Annotated in this window: 11 protein-coding genes and 1 pseudogene; 7 read left to right on the top strand and 5 right to left on the bottom strand. The window is 43.1% G+C overall.

Features of this window, described 5'->3' with window-relative positions; translation table 11 throughout:
- Positions 1-401 precede the first annotated feature (401 nt).
- Positions 402-2366 carry an AraC family transcriptional regulator gene (locus FGT79_RS06995; protein ID WP_138751999.1) on the bottom strand — a complete coding sequence of 655 codons (1965 nt, stop codon included), beginning with the start codon at positions 2364-2366 and terminating at the stop codon, positions 402-404.
- 405 nt (positions 2367-2771) lie between these two features.
- On the opposite strand from FGT79_RS06995, the gene FGT79_RS06990 reads away from it, so the two are divergent.
- The 4 genes from FGT79_RS06990 to FGT79_RS31810 all read left to right on the top strand — a co-directional run bounded on the left by FGT79_RS06990 (position 2772) and on the right by FGT79_RS31810 (position 11820).
- Positions 2772-4262, top strand: a complete 1491-nt coding sequence (locus tag FGT79_RS06990) for an RtcB family protein (RefSeq protein ID WP_246096190.1) — start codon at positions 2772-2774, stop codon at positions 4260-4262.
- Between the two features lie 447 nt (positions 4263-4709).
- Positions 4710-8360, top strand: coding sequence for a discoidin domain-containing protein (locus FGT79_RS06985; protein ID WP_212758519.1), 3651 nt, complete (start codon positions 4710-4712; stop codon positions 8358-8360).
- Positions 8361-8451: 91 nt separating this feature from the next.
- Positions 8452-11598, top strand: a complete 3147-nt coding sequence (locus tag FGT79_RS31595; protein ID WP_138751998.1) for a glycoside hydrolase family 3 N-terminal domain-containing protein — start codon at positions 8452-8454, stop codon at positions 11596-11598.
- A gap of 18 nt (positions 11599-11616) precedes the next feature.
- Positions 11617-11820, top strand: coding sequence for a hypothetical protein (locus tag FGT79_RS31810; RefSeq protein ID WP_246096189.1), 204 nt, complete (start codon positions 11617-11619; stop codon positions 11818-11820).
- A gap of 238 nt (positions 11821-12058) precedes the next feature.
- On the opposite strand, the gene FGT79_RS06970 is transcribed toward FGT79_RS31810, so the two are convergent.
- From FGT79_RS06970 to FGT79_RS06955, 3 genes and pseudogenes are all read right to left on the bottom strand, one after another.
- Positions 12059-12304 carry a hypothetical protein gene (locus tag FGT79_RS06970; RefSeq protein WP_138751997.1) on the bottom strand — a complete coding sequence of 82 codons (246 nt, stop codon included), beginning with the start codon at positions 12302-12304 and terminating at the stop codon, positions 12059-12061.
- Positions 12305-12307: 3 nt separating this feature from the next.
- Positions 12308-12745, bottom strand: a pseudogene (locus tag FGT79_RS31805) (transposase).
- Positions 12746-12754: 9 nt separating this feature from the next.
- The gene (locus FGT79_RS06955; protein WP_171056109.1) at positions 12755-13210 is read right to left on the bottom strand and encodes a DUF4372 domain-containing protein; all 456 of its coding nucleotides are present in this window, start codon (positions 13208-13210) and stop codon (positions 12755-12757) included.
- Positions 13211-13733: 523 nt separating this feature from the next.
- Here FGT79_RS06955 and FGT79_RS06950 point away from each other — a divergent pair.
- A complete protein-coding gene (locus FGT79_RS06950) occupies positions 13734-14423 on the top strand; it encodes a hypothetical protein (RefSeq protein WP_138751994.1) in 690 nt (229 codons plus the stop codon).
- A 127-nt stretch (positions 14424-14550) separates the two neighbouring features.
- Here FGT79_RS06950 and FGT79_RS06945 read toward each other — a convergent pair whose 3' ends face one another.
- Entirely contained in the window at positions 14551-15381 is an 831-nt protein-coding gene (locus FGT79_RS06945) for a hypothetical protein (protein ID WP_138751993.1), read from the bottom strand.
- A gap of 490 nt (positions 15382-15871) precedes the next feature.
- Between FGT79_RS06945 and FGT79_RS06940 the strand changes: the two genes are divergently transcribed.
- A complete protein-coding gene (locus FGT79_RS06940; protein WP_138751992.1) occupies positions 15872-16171 on the top strand; it encodes a hypothetical protein in 300 nt (99 codons plus the stop codon).
- A 175-nt stretch (positions 16172-16346) separates the two neighbouring features.
- Positions 16347-16595, top strand: a complete 249-nt coding sequence (locus FGT79_RS06935; RefSeq protein ID WP_138751991.1) for a hypothetical protein — start codon at positions 16347-16349, stop codon at positions 16593-16595.
- The last annotated feature ends 37 nt before the right edge of the window (positions 16596-16632 follow it).

Here is a 16632-nt window from a genome sequence, read left to right as displayed (position 1 = left end):
AGGTACTGTTTGGTTGCCCCTCGTATGGAATACGTTCCGGATAGAACAGCTCTAATCGCAGCTTGTCTGAGCTTTCGCGTATAATTCCCAGACCCTGGATTCCTTTAATCCTTCAAAACCCGCTGCTTCATATTTCCTTATGCAATCTTTGACTGTTTCTGTGTCAATCCCCAGTTGTTTCACTTCATAATGAGGTTTTGAATCATGTCTCAGGCATCTTTTTACAACGTTTCGTTTTACATCTAATGAAATTGGACTCCTTTTCGACATGAAAAACAACTCCCATCTTGGTAGCAGTAGAAGTTTTGTTTTTTCTACTGTCTACAATTATGGGAGTATATCAATTTTTCAGTGGAGTGGTCGCTTTTTTGAGATGCTTCAATATTTACTATATCGCCGCTTTAAGAGGACTTGTTGTCCTCAAATGCTTTTACAATTTCTCGAATGCCATATTGATTGGCTAGCGGTGAAAAACCGAATAGATGCCATTCTCTGCCGCCGTTTTCTTCGCCAATAATAAAGACTTGATTATTTTTGACTGCCGTCATGTTTTTATACAAATTGCTGTTTAGCAGGTTTTCGTAGGTAGCTCTCGTTTCATCGCTTTCATCGAATAGTTGAAGTAGCAAATAGTCAGGATTATATTCCGGAATTTTTTCGAGCGAAATTTCGAGATAGGCTTCTCCTTGCGGATAGGCTGCTACAGGCTTCAAACCAAGCTCATGATGTAGAATTTCGCCACGAGGGCTTGTTTCTCCGACGATGGAGAATTGTTTTTCACGAACCATCATCATCATAAATGTATGGTCTCCCACAATGGTTTGAATCTTTTCTTTGGCAGCCGCTGCTGCTGAGTCGTAGTTGGCGATGGCTTGTTCAGCTGCTTCCTGCTTGTCCAGCACTCTTCCTAATTCATTCAACGTTAAGCGCCAGTTCTGATCCGGCAACATAATCGTTGGTGCTATTTTGGTCAGTGACTCATAGCCTTTCTCAATCATCCAATCTGATCCAATAATCAAATCAGGTTCCGTCGTTAATATTTTTTCGAAAGGCAGCTCTATTCCTCCGCCAAGCTTGATAACATCCTTAAAGCTATCTCCCAGATAAGTAGGGAATTCCGTGTGCTCGTTAAATGAGGCAACCGGAGTAATGTTCATAGCGAACAACAGCTCTCTGAATTCGATTGGCATACCAACTATTCGTTTAGGATCTGCCGGAATCGTAATATCGCCTTTCATTGTAGACACGACTCGTGTAGCGCCGCTCGCCGTATTTGTTGTAATCGTGGGAGAAGGCGATGTGCCTCCGATCATATTTCCATTCGTATTTGCGTCAGTCTGGCACGCAGTTAGAATGACGGTCAAGCATAGCAGCATGATGGCTGCCAGAGATGGTTTTGTACTACTGTGCATGGATAAAACGTCCTCTCTACTATGATGATAATAATTATCATTACCAATATAGCGGTGATTATCACCTGTAGCAATGGACAAATCGGACAGCAGAAATGGAGGATAAGACCATTCGTCTTGCTGCTGCTTTTGATTTCGGTAAGCAATCGGAGAGATACCTTTATGTTTTTTGAACATGCGCCCAAAATAATATTCATCAGAATAACCAACTGCTGCTGCAATATCAGGCAAAGAGGCTTCTGTCCGTAGAAGCAGTTCCTGGGCTTGATCCATTCGCAGCTGAATTAAATAATCGAGAGGGCTTTTTCCGATTTGTGTACGAAATAGTCTTGTAAAGCTTCTTACGTTGATGTTCCATCTGTCAGCCATTTCTTGAACTGTAATTGCTTCTTTGTAATGCTCATTCAAGTAACGGATCGTTTGTATAACGGGATTTGGCGTTGATACGATAGGTTTATTCTCTTCAAGCTCACTTAGTAGCTCATTAATGAACATATAGAATAATCCTTTAACTTGAAGCTGACCGCTTGCATTCGGCTGCCCCCAATGTTTATGCATCAGTTGAATCGTCGTGTACGTATTCAGCGAAGCCTTTGGATTTATGCAATAGGTAAGCCTAAACGGATTGCAACGAATCATTAACTGATCGAGCCTCCGATTAGAAGGGTTAGCGAGTTTGGCTTTATACAAAATCAGATAAAAGTCAAAGCTTTGCTCTGTAACTTGTATGTTCATGCGCATGCCTTTACCGGCATGCAGCAGATGCATTGGCTTCAGTTCGTATTCGACCTCATTGAGCAGAATACAAGCACCACCCCGTTCAGAAAACAAGAACCCGCTGGTCGGCAGATTGTAGCTCAAAAATGGTTCAGAATGCGTTAAATTGGTATAACGGATGTCTATTATTTTGACAAATGCCTCATTCCAGAGCAGGCTGTGGTCAACCCAGTTCATTGCTCTCACCTTATTGTCATGACGTATGAAATATAGCTTTATTGTAGGTAGTAAACATTAGCGGAGTCAATTAAATTTAAATAATTATGCGGTCGAATACAAGCGGTAAACGTTGCGTCCCGCTTGATATAACGAGGAGTGTAAGATGAACCGCAAGTCTGTAAGCACTTATAGCTAAGCTAGGGCATATAAACAGCTGCTCAAAATCAGCGCTTGAAAAATAGAATGATAGCTTTAATGGCTCCCTAAAATAAGTCCAATATCCGTCTCAATTAAAACGATGTTTATGATGTGAAGGTTCAAATATTTCTATATCGAAGGTGTAGTATATAGTAATATAGACATATTTAATACTGTATTTAGCAAGGTGGACAAACAATCTAGCTCGCAAAAGGATGGTACTTATTGAAAATTAAAAATAGCAACCAAATTCCTGTACGTTTTTTTGTAAATGATGAAATGAAGCTTGAGAAAAATGCCTTAGCTGAGCTTGATCAATTGTTGACCGTTAACGAGGCTGTTGAGACACTAAAACAGCACGATCCTGGCTATTTCTCGAACGAAAATGCTAAAATCGAAGAAGTTGCCATTACACCAGATTTTCATAAAGGAAGCGGAATTCCGATTGGCACAACGATATTCACGAAAGGTTTTGTTATTCCGCAAGCCGTTGGCAACGACATTAATTGTGGAATGCGCTTATACACGACTTCTTTGAAGGAAGATGACATTAGATCCAATCTGAGGCAGATTGAATCAGATATTCGTCATGTGTTTTTTGAAGGCGGCCGTCACATACCAATGACTCGAATTCAGCGCGAAGCCATTCTCAAAGAGGGACTAATAGGTATACTTGATTCTCAAAAAGCTATGAAGCAGAGTGGTTTATGGGAATTTTACGATCAGAAGCAGCAGGAGCAGGATCTCTCCAAGGTTAACCGCTTGGGATCGTTTATTACGAATAAAGTGGATGGATTGGATAGCTATTTAGGCAGCGAAACGGTATCTTATGACAGTCAGATTGGTTCAATCGGCGGGGGCAACCATTTTGTAGAGATTCAGAAGGTCGTGAATATTCGAAATCATGCTCTAGCGAGCGAATGGAATATTAAGCAGAATCAAGTTGTCGTAATGATTCATACGGGCTCCGTGTCTATCGGGCACCATGCTGGCCTAAACATTAAGGAAATGCTGAAGGGCATATATCCAGCTTCTTTGAAGCATCCTGCTAATGGCATTTATGTATTGCCACAATCCGAACAATACGCTTTAGAATGGGATCGCTACTGGAACCTGCTGCATAACGCGGCAAACTTTGCATTCGCTAATCGATTGTTTTTGGGACTTATGCTTCAGAAGTCTCTAGCTAGAAGCCTAAAGGAATTCGAATACAAGCTGCTCTATGACGCACCCCATAATTTTGTGTGGGAAGAAACCATAGATGGAACCTCAGGCTATATCCACCGTAAAGGTTCTTGTACGGCAAAGTCCGCGGAACAGATGGTGAATACGCCTTTCCAATATACGGGAGAACCGGTATTCATTCCAGGCTCTATGGGAGCAAAAAGCTATATTTTAGCAGGATTAGGCGATCGAGAGAGCTTATATAGCGCAAGTCATGGAGCGGGTAGGAGCCTATCGAGAGGCGATTCTGTGAAAGTGGATGATGCGCGGTTTAGGGAGTTTATATCTAAGTTCAACATTGTGACGCCAATTGATCCGAACCGGAATGATATTAAATCGCGACAGGATATTTTGAAGAAATGGGAAGAGGAACTGAAGAAAGAAGCCCCCTATGCGTATAAGGATATCAATGCCATCATTGAATCGCATGAGGAGCATGGTATGGCTCAAGTTGTAGCAGAGGTTGAGCCTATTTTAACCATTAAGGGATAATCAGAACAAAGGAGCGTACATCATGGATTCGATATTGTTTATTGCAACTTGGGCTATCATTGGAATATTTATCGGAGGCGTATACGTACTCATTAAAGCGAAATTTAAGAAATAAGAATCATTATGAGAAACGAAGCGTAACGAGAATGGCTAGGCCAAGAGGTCAAGCGTCGCAATTATAGGTTGTCATTCAAACTAGAACCCATCGCGATCCTTGTTAAATCAAGGTTTGTGATGGGTTTTTATTTCAGGCTTAGAACGTAATAGGAAGTAATGTCAATAAAGTGCAACAGAAATTGCTAATATACGAAATAGATTTCATGCTTCTGTATTCGATAGAATAGTAGCATATTAAAGAAAGGGGATTAAATAGGCACGAATATTGTAAACGCTTTATTGGATTTGCAGTTGATTTCTAATACTTTAGAATATCAAAAAGGAGACAAAATGATGAAGAAGAAACGGTTGCTGTCACTCGTATTAGCTTTGGCTGTCATGATGGAGCTCTTAATCGCTATTCCTAAACCGCAAGCAGCTAATGCCGCATTCACATCTAGTGACTTCCTAAAAACAGATGGGAAATTTATTAAAAAAAATTCCGGTACGGGGGATATTGTAAATCTCCGCGGAACCAATTTGGGTGGATGGCTAAGCTTTGAAGATTGGATGTCTCCAACAGGTGAATTCGCATTCGATCGAACCGGATGGACCGCCTCTTCATCAGTCAACAGCGCTAGTGCAGGTAATGCGATTGACGGAGACAATACGACAAGCTGGAATACGGGTGCTGGACAAGCAAGCGGGCAATGGTTCCAGGTGAATATGGGCTATGTCGGTTACTTCAACAGAATCTATGTGAATGCGGCAGGATTCAGCGGTGACTATCCCGTAAGCTATCAAGTACAGGTATCAAGTGACGCAGTATCTTGGAAGGACGTTGCGAGCGGCACGGGTAGTGTGCAAAACACAGTTATCCGCTTCACTCCACAGGTTGGACAATATATCCGCATTGTTCAAACTGGAACCAATGCTGCTAAATGGTGGTCAGTTGCCGAATTCAACGTGTTCTCTGATCCTACGATGAACAACAGCAGCTTTACGGCAACAGCCTCATCTACCGGTTCAGGAACTTCGACTGCTAATGCGCTAGATGGTGATGTAAATACTCGTTGGACGAGTGGAACAGCACAAGCCTATGGTCAATGGTTCCAGATCGATCTTGGTGCGGGGCAGGATGTTGCCAAGGTCGTCTTTGATGCCGGCCCTTCATCGGCTGGTGATTATCCACGCGGCTATGAGGTGCTTGGCTCTACAGATGGTGTCAATTGGACGAAATATGCAAGCGCTTACGGTAGTTCGCGTATTGTCGTTGCGGAATTCTGGTGGTCATCGTATATGCGCTATGTGCGGATCGCACAAACAGGGAGTAGTTCCAGTTGGTGGTCGATTGCAGATATTTCTCTCTTCTCCAGCAATGCATTGGAGCGGACGGGCTGGACAGTGACGGCGTCTTCAAGTGGTACTGGCGCTGGACCTAATAATGTGAAGGACGGGAGCATTAGCTCGCGCTGGACAACGGGCGCAGCACAAGCTAATGGTCAGTGGTTCCAAGTCGATATGGGCGCTAATATTCCATTTAACCAAATCATTCTTGATACAGAGAAAAATTCTACGTCAGAGCAGGACTATCCTCGCGGCTATACCGTTCAGGTATCGAAGGATGGGACGAATTGGTCAACGGTTGCGACCGGCCAAGGTAGACGTAAGGCAACACCTATTAATTTCCCTGCTGTCACGGCACGTTATGTGAAAATAACGCAAACGGGCAGCGCCACAAGCTGGTGGACAATTGGGGAAATGAATGTATATCTCAATAACGATGATCTCTCGATGAACTCGGCCTACAAGCAGCGTTTTGGTGCTGCAACGGCTGAAAGTCTCGTTACGACGCATCAGGATACATGGATTCAAACGAGCGATCTCGACAACATCGCAGATATGGGGTTGAACTTGATTCGTTTGCCAATTGGCTGGAATGAGCTGTTGAACGATAACGGAACATGGAAGTCCAATGCTTGGACCAAGATCGACTGGCTTATTAGCGAGGCAGCTTCTAGAAACCTCTATGTACTGCTTGATCTGCATATTCTGCCTGGCGGCAATTGTCCATTCGGCAGTTGCGGGCGTTTCGGACCGAACCCGAATGAATTCTGGACAAATACGACCTATCAGGATTGGGTCGTAGACATCTGGCAGCAGATAGCGACACGTTTCAAGAACAATCCGACTGTTGCGGGCTACGATTTGATGAATGAGCCGTTGATTGACTATGGCGAGGACACGGATGATGTAAACCAGAAATCGGATTATTACGACCGATTGTATGACGCTGTTCGGGCCATTGACCCTGATCATACGATTTATATCGCCGCGTTCTTCGATTGGGGCAATATAGCTGCACCGAGCACCAAAGGCTGGACCAATGTTATTTACGAAGTACATCCTTATGATATGCCGAACGGAAAAGATTGGAATGCGCAAAACGCATTGGTAGAGGATAAGCTCCAATCGATGGCGTCCAAGCAGCAAGAATGGGATATTCCTGTTTTGCTTGGCGAATATTCGCTCTACCATTATGACGATGTATGGTCGAAATGGATGGGCGGGCTTAATGCGATTCATGCCTCTTGGACGAATTGGACCTATAAGGTCAAAGGTGATATGAATGAAGGCGTAGGCGGATACTGGGGCTTGTACAATAGCAACTCGGCTCCTATTCCGGTCATCAATAATGATAATGCAGCGACGATAACCGCGAAGCTTCAACAGTTCGGAACGAGTAATTTCCAACCGAATACAAGCTTTATCAATACGGTCAAGAAATTCGCGAAGGGCGAGCCCTGGATGGCGACTGTTCCTCTTAATCAAACAGGCTGGACGGCAACAGCTTCATCTACCGAATCGGGAAGCTCTGCTTCGAATGCGCTCGATTGGAACACAGCGACTCGTTGGAGCAGCGGTAATGCGCAATCAAGCGGTCAATGGTTCCAAGTGAATATGGGTGCAAAGAAGGTGTTTGACCAGATTTCATTCGAAACAAAGTCTACCGATAAGTGGGATTATCCAAGAGGTTATCAGGTTCAGGTCTCTAACAACGGAACCACTTGGACGACTGTGAAGAGTGGTCAAGGCTTCGGATGGAAGCAAGCGATTACCTTTGAACCGCAATATGCTCAATATGTGCGTGTCGTACAAACGGGCAGCGGACCGGATTGGTGGTCGATCGCCGAGTTTCATGTATATTCGGAGCCGATGCTGAATAAAAGCAGTTGGACGGCGACGGCATCCTCATCTGATCCATCAGGTAATGTGCCGGCAAGAGCTATTGATGGAAGTCTAGCCACATGGTGGGCGAGCGGCGCATCGCAGGCGAATGGTCAATATTATCAAGTGGATTTCGGTAAGAACGAGACATTCAATCGCGTATTAATGGATGCGGATCCGAATGCGACTGATTATCCAAGAGGATACCAGATACAAGTATCAACCAATGGCACAGCTTGGTCGACGGTTGCGAGCGGCACCGGAAGCAGTGCTGCGGTTCTTGTCACTTTCGCACCACAGACTGCACGTTACCTAAAGGTTGTTCAAACAGGTACTGCATCCAACTGGTGGTCTATTTCTGAACTGAACGTGTACGGTGAGCTTGAGAAGAGCAGAACGGGCTGGACTGCTGCTGCATCTTCGACCGAATCAGGAAGCCTAGCTGCGAATGTACTGGATGGCAACACAACAAATCGTTGGAGCAGCGGGGCAGCTCAAGCAAGCGGTCAATCGTTCACAGTTGATATGGGCTCCAATCAGTGGATTAATCACATCGTTATGGATTCAGGCGCGAGTACGAGTGACTATGCGAGAGAGTTTACTGTGGAGATGTCCTATGACAACACCAATTGGAAGACTGTAGGCAACGGAGAAGGGACAGGAGCTGTCGTTACCTCAAACTTCCCATTATCAGAAGGTCGTTATATCAAGGTTACATTGAAGCAAAGCTCTGGCAGCTGGTGGTCCATCTCGGAGTTCAAGGCATACGAATAAGATTCAGTAAATATTATCTTAGATCCGAGAAGCCATCCCGTTTAGACATATTGCTGTCTCAGGGATGGCTTTTCCATTATAGGAGGCTGCCATGAAATTTATATATTCTAATCACCTATTGCGAAAATGTATTTCCATCGCGCTCATAAGCTGCATCGTTGTATCATTGGCATCGGTAATGCCTGCTCGTGTTTCAGCTGCATCACTTCCTTATCAAGATCCTACCCTTTCAATTAATGCCAGAGTTGCGGACCTTCTATCACGGATGACACTGGATGAGAAAGTGGGGCAGATGCTCCAAGTGGAGCGGTTATCCGCGTCTACAACTCAGGTGAAGGATCATTTAATCGGCTCTGTGCTAAGTGGAGGGGGCTCAACTCCGACACCGAATACACCGACTGCGTGGGCAGATACCATTGATGCGTTCCAGTATGCCGCGATGCAAACCCGTCTACAGATTCCAATTATATACGGGGTGGATGCGGTTCATGGTCATAATAACGTGTATGGAGCTACGATTTTTCCGCATAACGTAGGATTAGGTGCTACTAGAGATAGTGATTTAGTGAAGCGTATTGGCGCTGCAACGGCGAAGGAAGTAAGGACAACGGGCATACAATGGAACTTCTCTCCGTGCTTGTGCGCACCTCAAGATATTAGATGGGGAAGGACGTATGAAGGTTTCTCAGAGAATGCTTCATTAGTCAGTCAATTGGGCGTCGCTTATACACAAGGGTTACAGGGGCTTACGACAGACAGTGGTTTTCTGAAAGGGACGAAGGTAGCTGGCAGTATTAAGCATTGGGTTGGGGACGGCTCTACGACGAATGGCGATGATCAGGGTAATGTCACCTTGAGCGAGCAGGAGCTCGATCCTTACATTCAGCCTTATCGTGAGGCGATTGATGCAGGTGCGAGAACGGTCATGATCTCTCTCACAACGTGGAATAATATAAAGGCTCATGCGGATCACCATCTGATTACAGAAATGCTCAAGCAAGGTCTTAATTTTACAGGCATGGTCGTATCGGATTGGAATGGCACCTATTCGCTTGTCAACCAAGGGTACTATTCGAATTATTCCGATGCGCTCAAAGCAACCGTTAATGCGGGTATCGATATGTTTATGGAACCTGATAGCTGGCAGTCGTTCATCCCGACGCTCAAAAACCTAGTCAACACTGGTCAAGTTACTCAGGCTAGAATTGACGATGCTGTAAGCCGGATTCTGCGTGTTAAGTTCGAAGCGGGGATATTTGAAGCTCCCTACACGGATAGAAGTCTGATCAGCGGCGGCACTTTCGGTGGTGTGGAACACCGAGCGATTGCCCGAGAAGCTGTCCGTAAATCGGCGACGCTGCTCAAGAACGAAGGACATATTTTGCCATTGTCCAAAGCCTCAAAGGTATTCGTAGCCGGTACGAAGGCTAACAACATCGGTTATCAGTCCGGCGGCTGGACGATTACTTGGCAAGGCTCCCCAGGCAACATAACGCCAGGAACGACTATTCTACAGGGTATTCAAAGCGCTGCTACGAATTCAGCCAATGTAACATATTCTGCAGCGGGCACAGGAGCAGCTGGGAATGATGTTGCTATTGTTGTCATTGGAGAGTATCCTTCGGCCGAAATGGTCGGTGATGTTGGTCCAGGTCAGCCGCGAGCAGATTTGGAGCTCAGTACGGAGGATATTACATTGCTTAATAATGTGAAGAGCTCTGGCGTTCCGATGGTCGTAATCATGCTGTCCGGCAGGCCAATGATTGTAACCAACCAGCTTCCAGATTGGAAGGGATTCATTGCCGGCTGGCTTCCGGGCACAGAAGGAAATGGGCTTGCAGATGTGTTGTTCGGCGATTACGATTTCATAGGCAAGCTGCCGCTGACATGGCCTAGAAGCATGTCGCAAATTCCGAACAACTCGAAGGATTCTAACTATTCACCCTTATTTCCATACGGATTTGGTCTGAGTAGTTCCGCTATGCATACGAAGGATTCGGCTGGTGTCATTGAGGCTGAGAATCATAACGCTTCTTTCGGCGTTCAAACGGAAGCTGCGCTTGACAGTAATGGCGGTTTAAATGTCGGTTATATTGATGCGGGAGATTGGATGGACTACAGAATAAACGTCCCAGTCACTGGCACATACAAAGCTCGTCTCAGGGTGGCAAGCCAAACGGGTTCCGCTAATGCGATTCTTCTAAAGAATGGTTCTACAACACTCGCAACCTATTCCGTACCGAACACAGGCGGATGGCAGACATGGACGACGCTGTCGCAGAATGTCACACTTAGTGCAGGTGTTCAGACGCTTCGCCTGCAAGCTGCTGCAAGCGGTTGGAACTTGAACTGGCTGGAGCTTATTCCTACAACAGCTGTAACAAGTGGGAACTTGCTTGCGAATTCAAGTTTTGAAACAGGCAGTGCAGCGAGTTGGACCTCTTGGAATAATGGGACAAACGCCCAAAATGTAGATACGGACGCTCCACGCAGCGGTTCTTACAAAATGGTCTATTGGGCTGCTACTGCTTATCAGCAATTAACGAAACAGTCGCTGAGCGTTCCGAACGGCACTTACAAGCTAAGTGCGTGGGCAAGAAGCAGCGGCGGTCAAAAGAAGTTAAATCTGTTTGCCAAACAGACAGGTGCTGCTACTGAGCTTTCTGCGATTATCGCATCCAACGCAAGTGATGGCTGGACCAAGTATACGATCGACAATATCAAAATAACGAACGGCCAAATTGAAATTGGTGTCTGGGCGGATGCAAATGCAAACAATTGGGCTGTATTCGATGATTTCGAACTGGTTCCTGCAAATTTGTTGAGTAATGGCGGGCTTGAATGGGGAAATGCATCAGGGTGGACGGATTGGCATGGCGGACCGGCAGCACAGTTTATTGATAAAGATCAAACATTCAACGGCAGCTACAAACTGTCGCATTATGCCTCTTCCGCTTATACACAATTAACGAGCCAGAACGTGGCGGTTCCGAATGGAACCTACAAGTACAGCATATGGGTTCGATCAGGCGGCGGATTTAACGCCATTCAACTTGTGGCGAGAGGGTATGGAGGAACGGAATTGAATACGCAAATTACCGGATCAGTAGGCAATTGGACACAATACACGATTAACAGTATTCCAGTTACTAGTGGACAGGTTGAAGTTGGTGTTTGGTCTGACGGAAATGCGGGCAATTGGGCAGCATTTGATCATTTCGAGCTGACTAAACAATAATGGATAATTAATGAGCGTATGTATGCTGAAAAAGTCGCCTTGATGGCGGCTTTTTTGCTGAATCTGTGGCACTATGCATATAAGGATATCAATGTCATAATTAAATCGAATGAAGGATATGACAGATTATTTGCAGGAGGAACATTTATGACATGGAAATTAGAAAGTCCTGTGGAGATTCACAAAGAAGCACCATACACCTTTTATCTTCCAAGCGAATAGGTTCTTGAAAAACTAAGCGTTGGTGATCAGGTTAAGTTAATATTCATCACTGACGAGCTTCTATATAAGTTCACTAGCGTTGCATAAAACCTCCGAGTCACGAAAAAGTGAATATTCAGAAAATAAGTTTTCAGGGTGAAATGAAAAAGGTCGAACAGCTCTCAAAGGTAGTTCTTCCGTTTGGTTGAATTATACATTTATATACGTAGCTGTTCGTCTTTGCATTCAGCCCGCTTGATCAAACTTGGGTGTGCTTTCGCTGTCGTCCACGCGATGTTCGACTCGGCTTCTTCTTGAGTTGCCTGATCCAACTACCACACGGCTGCCATAATAGCTTAATAAGCCATCGTGTGAGTTGCAGCAAGCTGTGTTTCACTTTCGTTTCCAGCTTCACCAGCACGAGCAAACAGAATGCGATGAGTGCGATCCAAATCTGATTCGTAACGGCCTGTTCACTCGTCCCGTAAAAATGTTTGATCTGCAAATGCTACTTCATCCACTTGAAAAAGGTCTCAATGGCCCAGCGGCTGCGGTACATCTCACTAATTTCATCGCACGTCAAGTCGAAGCGGTTGGTCACCAGAAAAAGCAAGTTTCCTTGCGAGTCTTCGGTTTGAACCATTCGTAGGGCATGTTTCATCTTCTTCTGCTGGGAGGCCAATTCGCACGATGCAATCGGACGATACCAAGCTGTCTGCAGGCACACTCATCCCTCCAGAGGCTCGATGTGCGTGTTGCTCTTCAGGCGGGTCACAAAGAATATCTCATCCCTGCAGTAGCGGTCAAATAAAGTGTAGTCGATGTAGCCGCGATCAAAAATGTAGGTTACACCAGGCTCATGGACAAGTTCCTCCATTTGCGTGCGATCATTTTTCTTCGCTACGGTAACCGTGGCTTTCTCCGGAATGACCTCGTGCGTGTCCAGATAAGCCAGTCACATGTGGATTTTGATGCCTGCCTTCGTCTTGCGAAACTCGGCCCATTTGAATTTCTGCAGACAGAGTGTGACGGTGGTTGAGTCGATGATTTTGATCTTATGATGCTGAACGGTCGCACCTTGTCTGGCGAACACGCGTTTCGCGAGCAGCTCAAACACGCGTCGTAGAAGCTCGGGATCGACTTGTTTATGCTTGCGGCTGAGCTGTGCGGCCGAGATGGAAGTTTGCCCTAGCTCACGCTGCAATTCACCGCACAAAACATCGTCAGCTATGTGCTGCAGGCCTTTGCGATTTTGAAGCTGAGCAAGCAGAAACAGTTTGAGATAGGCTGTAGTCGTCAGCTTCTTTGCGTATTTATCCTGCTGGGCGTCCGCCACGGCGGTTGTAAACGTTTTCGTACAAATCGGCGCAAGCCATTTATCAAATGAAGAAAATAGCGTATGAATGTCCATGCTGATGTCCTTTTCAGTGGATTTATGGACAGGTCTACCTCTCCATTCCATTGTAAAGGATATTTTTATGTGCAAATACAAATAAACCAGAATCTTTTGAAGATTCAGAGAACATTAATGCAACGCTAGTGACCCAGAATATATTGTTTGTGCATTAAGGGCTAGGTTTGGTAAAGATGAAGATGATACGAGCGTTGATGAAGAGATACTAACCTTGTTTCCAGATGAAGCTTTTCCAGAGTATACGTCTTGGAAAATGGGACACTCGGATTTGGCGTACGAAATCAAGGAATGTTTGAAAGATATTTATAATATTGAATTGAAATAAGCGAATGAAATACAGGTTTAATTCCTAAAATTAGTACTTTCGGATTATTTTTGGTTACTTATATTGTCAAGTTATATATAATAAGATGAAAATGATAGAAATGAGGAGAAAGTCTTGAAATTTCTTAAAGTTTTAGGGTGGATTTTTATTCCTTTCATTATGATTTTGTTTACTTGGAAGAGGCTCAGTAGGAACATGAAGATTGTAGGTGTAACTTGGTCTGTTATTGCCCTGATTATTGCTATTACACCGAACAGCACAGAAGAAAAGTCATTAACCATAACGGCAGAAGCCGAAGCTACAATTGTACCAGCAGTTAAACAAGAGCTCAAGACTGTTGTAGACGAGAAGAAAATAAAAGAAGATAAAGAAAAAGAGGAAGCTAAAATAAAGCTAGCAGCTGAAAATAAGGCCAAAGCTGAACAGAAAGCCAAAGAAGAAAATAAAGTTGCAGTATTAGAATTTGAAAAAGGCGCTTATGCTTTGGAAGATGAAATAAAGCCATTCATTGAATATTACCAGAAAGCAATGGCTGGACTAGGCGATGGAAGTGTCGACATCTTTACAGCGTATGAAGCTACTGAAAAGGCAAGAGACGCTGCTAAGTATGTTCAATCTGAGTTTTATAGTTTAGCTGTACCAGAAAACCTCCCTAAAGATGTGAAAAAGATGTTAAATGAAGCGAAAAGCGATTTATCAACTGCTTATTATACAAAAAAAGAAGCATTTGAAATTATACTTAAATTTCTAGATGATCAAAAACCAAGTCATATGTCAAAATTCAAGGAAGAAATACAATTGTCTGATGCTTTTGTGATGAGTGGTGTTACTAAAATACTTGAAGCAAAAATAGCTGTAGGAATTGAGCTTGTGGAAACAGAATAGATTATGGAATGTTGTTTTGATCCAAGTTTAAATAGAATTCTGCTGAAAGTACTAAGCTGCATTTAGTATGAGGGTGCTGAATCTTGAGACGCAATGGGAAGGAGCCTAAGTAGCAGCTCCTTCTTTTTTATATCCAGTTCATTTGATCTGTTTCATCGTTATAGGCGTATTGTTTTATTCCTTTAAACAAATCAATGCTTATCTTCTTGAGTGCAAACGGATTATGGAATAACTTAAAGCTATAATGGTATCCCTTCTCTGTCAGAAGATCCTGAAGTGTTGCTACAGCACTGATTCGGGTGTTACGATGTGACTGGAACAATCCAGAAGCTTCAAAATGTCTCTCAGGCACGTTGGATAAATTAGAGCTATTTGTAGAAAAGACCAGTTTTTCTTCGCCGTACAACGCTTCTATAATGCCTGAATGATAGCTGTGAGTAATTGGAATCCTCATATTACCTGAAAAGATCAGTAGGTTAGTATTGTTCTTATCTAGTTGCTTATTAGCGGCATCTTTAATTGTCTTACGAATGCTAAGCGCATCATTACCACTCCACACAATGCTATCAGGCTCCTTGATAGGGGATTTTACTTCAACAAAGATATTGTCTGATTCAGTGTGAATTGTAAACTCGCCTTTAGTGTTGTTTTTGCCTTTGGGATGAAATGAGATTTTATGACCGTTGCTTTCAACACAATAAGCCGCCATTAGTTCATTTTTTGCTTGGAAGAAGGTACTCCAGACGTTCGACATTAATCGGTTGCGTAAATCATCATCCATTATCTCATGTTTAAACGCTACCTCAAGATACTTATCATATTCAACTTGCCTGATTAATGCCCCCTCATCAGTGGCAGTAAGGAAGTATGGGACACCTTCTGGTTTTTTCATTCTTGATAATTGCAATCTCAACTTATTTAAGTGCAATTCCCCATATAACCTAACGATATTATCCAACGTTTCAACTCCTTGGCAGGTAAAAACAAAGAAAAGCTAGTGTGTAAAGTATATAGCGTAATAGTCTTTTCAATAGCTTCATTGCGATTCTTTACCATTCTATTTGATATTTTTCATACGTAACGTTATAGGAAAGAATACTTATTGATACTGCTTTATTTGTCATAGATTGAGACATATTACCTATTATATCGTATAATTGCTGGAAGAGAAGGAAGTTTAAATGAAAGTTGGTGTACTACTTGAGGGGGAAATTCGCCTTTATGGATTACAAGCTGATTATTAAAATAATAGTAGCTATCCTATTCATACAACTCTCAATGAAGTTTTTATCCAATAATAACTATTGAGTAAGTGGAGGATTTACCATAGCAGGTGTATTCTTATTAATTCATGTACTTGAGCGCAGCTATAACAACGGAAAGAAAAATCAAAAATCAAACATGTTTAAATAAGAGTCTGATTTTATTCGGGGGAGCTGTTTTATGTTATGAAAGATTCAGAATTTAAAGATTGTTATGCCGGTGTGTTTGCAGAAAGTGGATTATGGATCAACTCTGAAAATGAATATATTGAAATATCTAGCATGGATTATGACTATAGGCTTAGAACAATTTCCCATCTGCTAAGTGCCCTCTATTTAATGAATAGAAGTGAATCTGCTTATACTGGCATTATTACGTTTAGTGGACGTTTTTCTGACGATCTTGCGAAAAAACTTAATGAATTAGGATGCAAAGTATCCGAGAGTAGCGCTGGTGAATACCAAATGAAAAAATTTGACTATTAAAACACGGATTTTAAAGGAGGACGTTGCGAACGAATCGTTATTATTTCACATTAAAAAATAGCAGTAGTATTCAGGAGTTTTATGAAGAATCGTTTAAGGTAATGGCAAGGAATATCAATAATGCAATATTGTTTTCAAGGTACAATGAAAAACTGATTTTAAAGGTGGTATTGAAATGTCAAATGGATCAAACATGCAAATTTTCAAAATAGGATACCCACCTATTAAGAGTGTTGATGGATATTGGATGAATTCAGATGGTGAGATGTTTGACATTAAAGAAGACATGTCAGAAAAACAAATTAAAGCTTGCGTTGACCTTTGCAAGAAACTGCAAAAAGATAAGTTGTACTGCACTGGAGATGATACAGAGGTATATAAAATACTTCAAAATAAAATTATCGACTTAGAGAAATATCTATAGGATATAAAACGGAGATATTATTACTTTAATGGGGGAA

The sequence above is a fragment of the Paenibacillus sinopodophylli genome (assembly GCF_005930355.1).
Taxonomy (GTDB): domain Bacteria; phylum Bacillota; class Bacilli; order Paenibacillales; family Paenibacillaceae; genus Pristimantibacillus; species Pristimantibacillus sinopodophylli.
This window is presented reverse-complemented; position numbering and strand designations above follow the sequence as displayed.

Coding starts and splice junctions, on each gene's coding strand:
- FGT79_RS06995 (WP_138751999.1), bottom strand. CDS start 2,366: ATGAACTGGGTTGACCACAGCCTGCTCTGGAATGAGGCATTTGTCAAA.
- FGT79_RS06985 (WP_212758519.1), top strand. CDS start 4,710: ATGATGAAGAAGAAACGGTTGCTGTCACTCGTATTAGCTTTGGCTGTC.
- FGT79_RS31595 (WP_138751998.1), top strand. CDS start 8,452: ATGAAATTTATATATTCTAATCACCTATTGCGAAAATGTATTTCCATC.
- FGT79_RS31810 (WP_246096189.1), top strand. CDS start 11,617: ATGTATGCTGAAAAAGTCGCCTTGATGGCGGCTTTTTTGCTGAATCTG.
- FGT79_RS06955 (WP_171056109.1), bottom strand. CDS start 13,210: ATGGACATTCATACGCTATTTTCTTCATTTGATAAATGGCTTGCGCCG.
- FGT79_RS06950 (WP_138751994.1), top strand. CDS start 13,734: ATGAAGATTGTAGGTGTAACTTGGTCTGTTATTGCCCTGATTATTGCT.
- FGT79_RS06940 (WP_138751992.1), top strand. CDS start 15,872: ATGAAAGATTCAGAATTTAAAGATTGTTATGCCGGTGTGTTTGCAGAA.
- FGT79_RS06935 (WP_138751991.1), top strand. CDS start 16,347: ATGTCAAATGGATCAAACATGCAAATTTTCAAAATAGGATACCCACCT.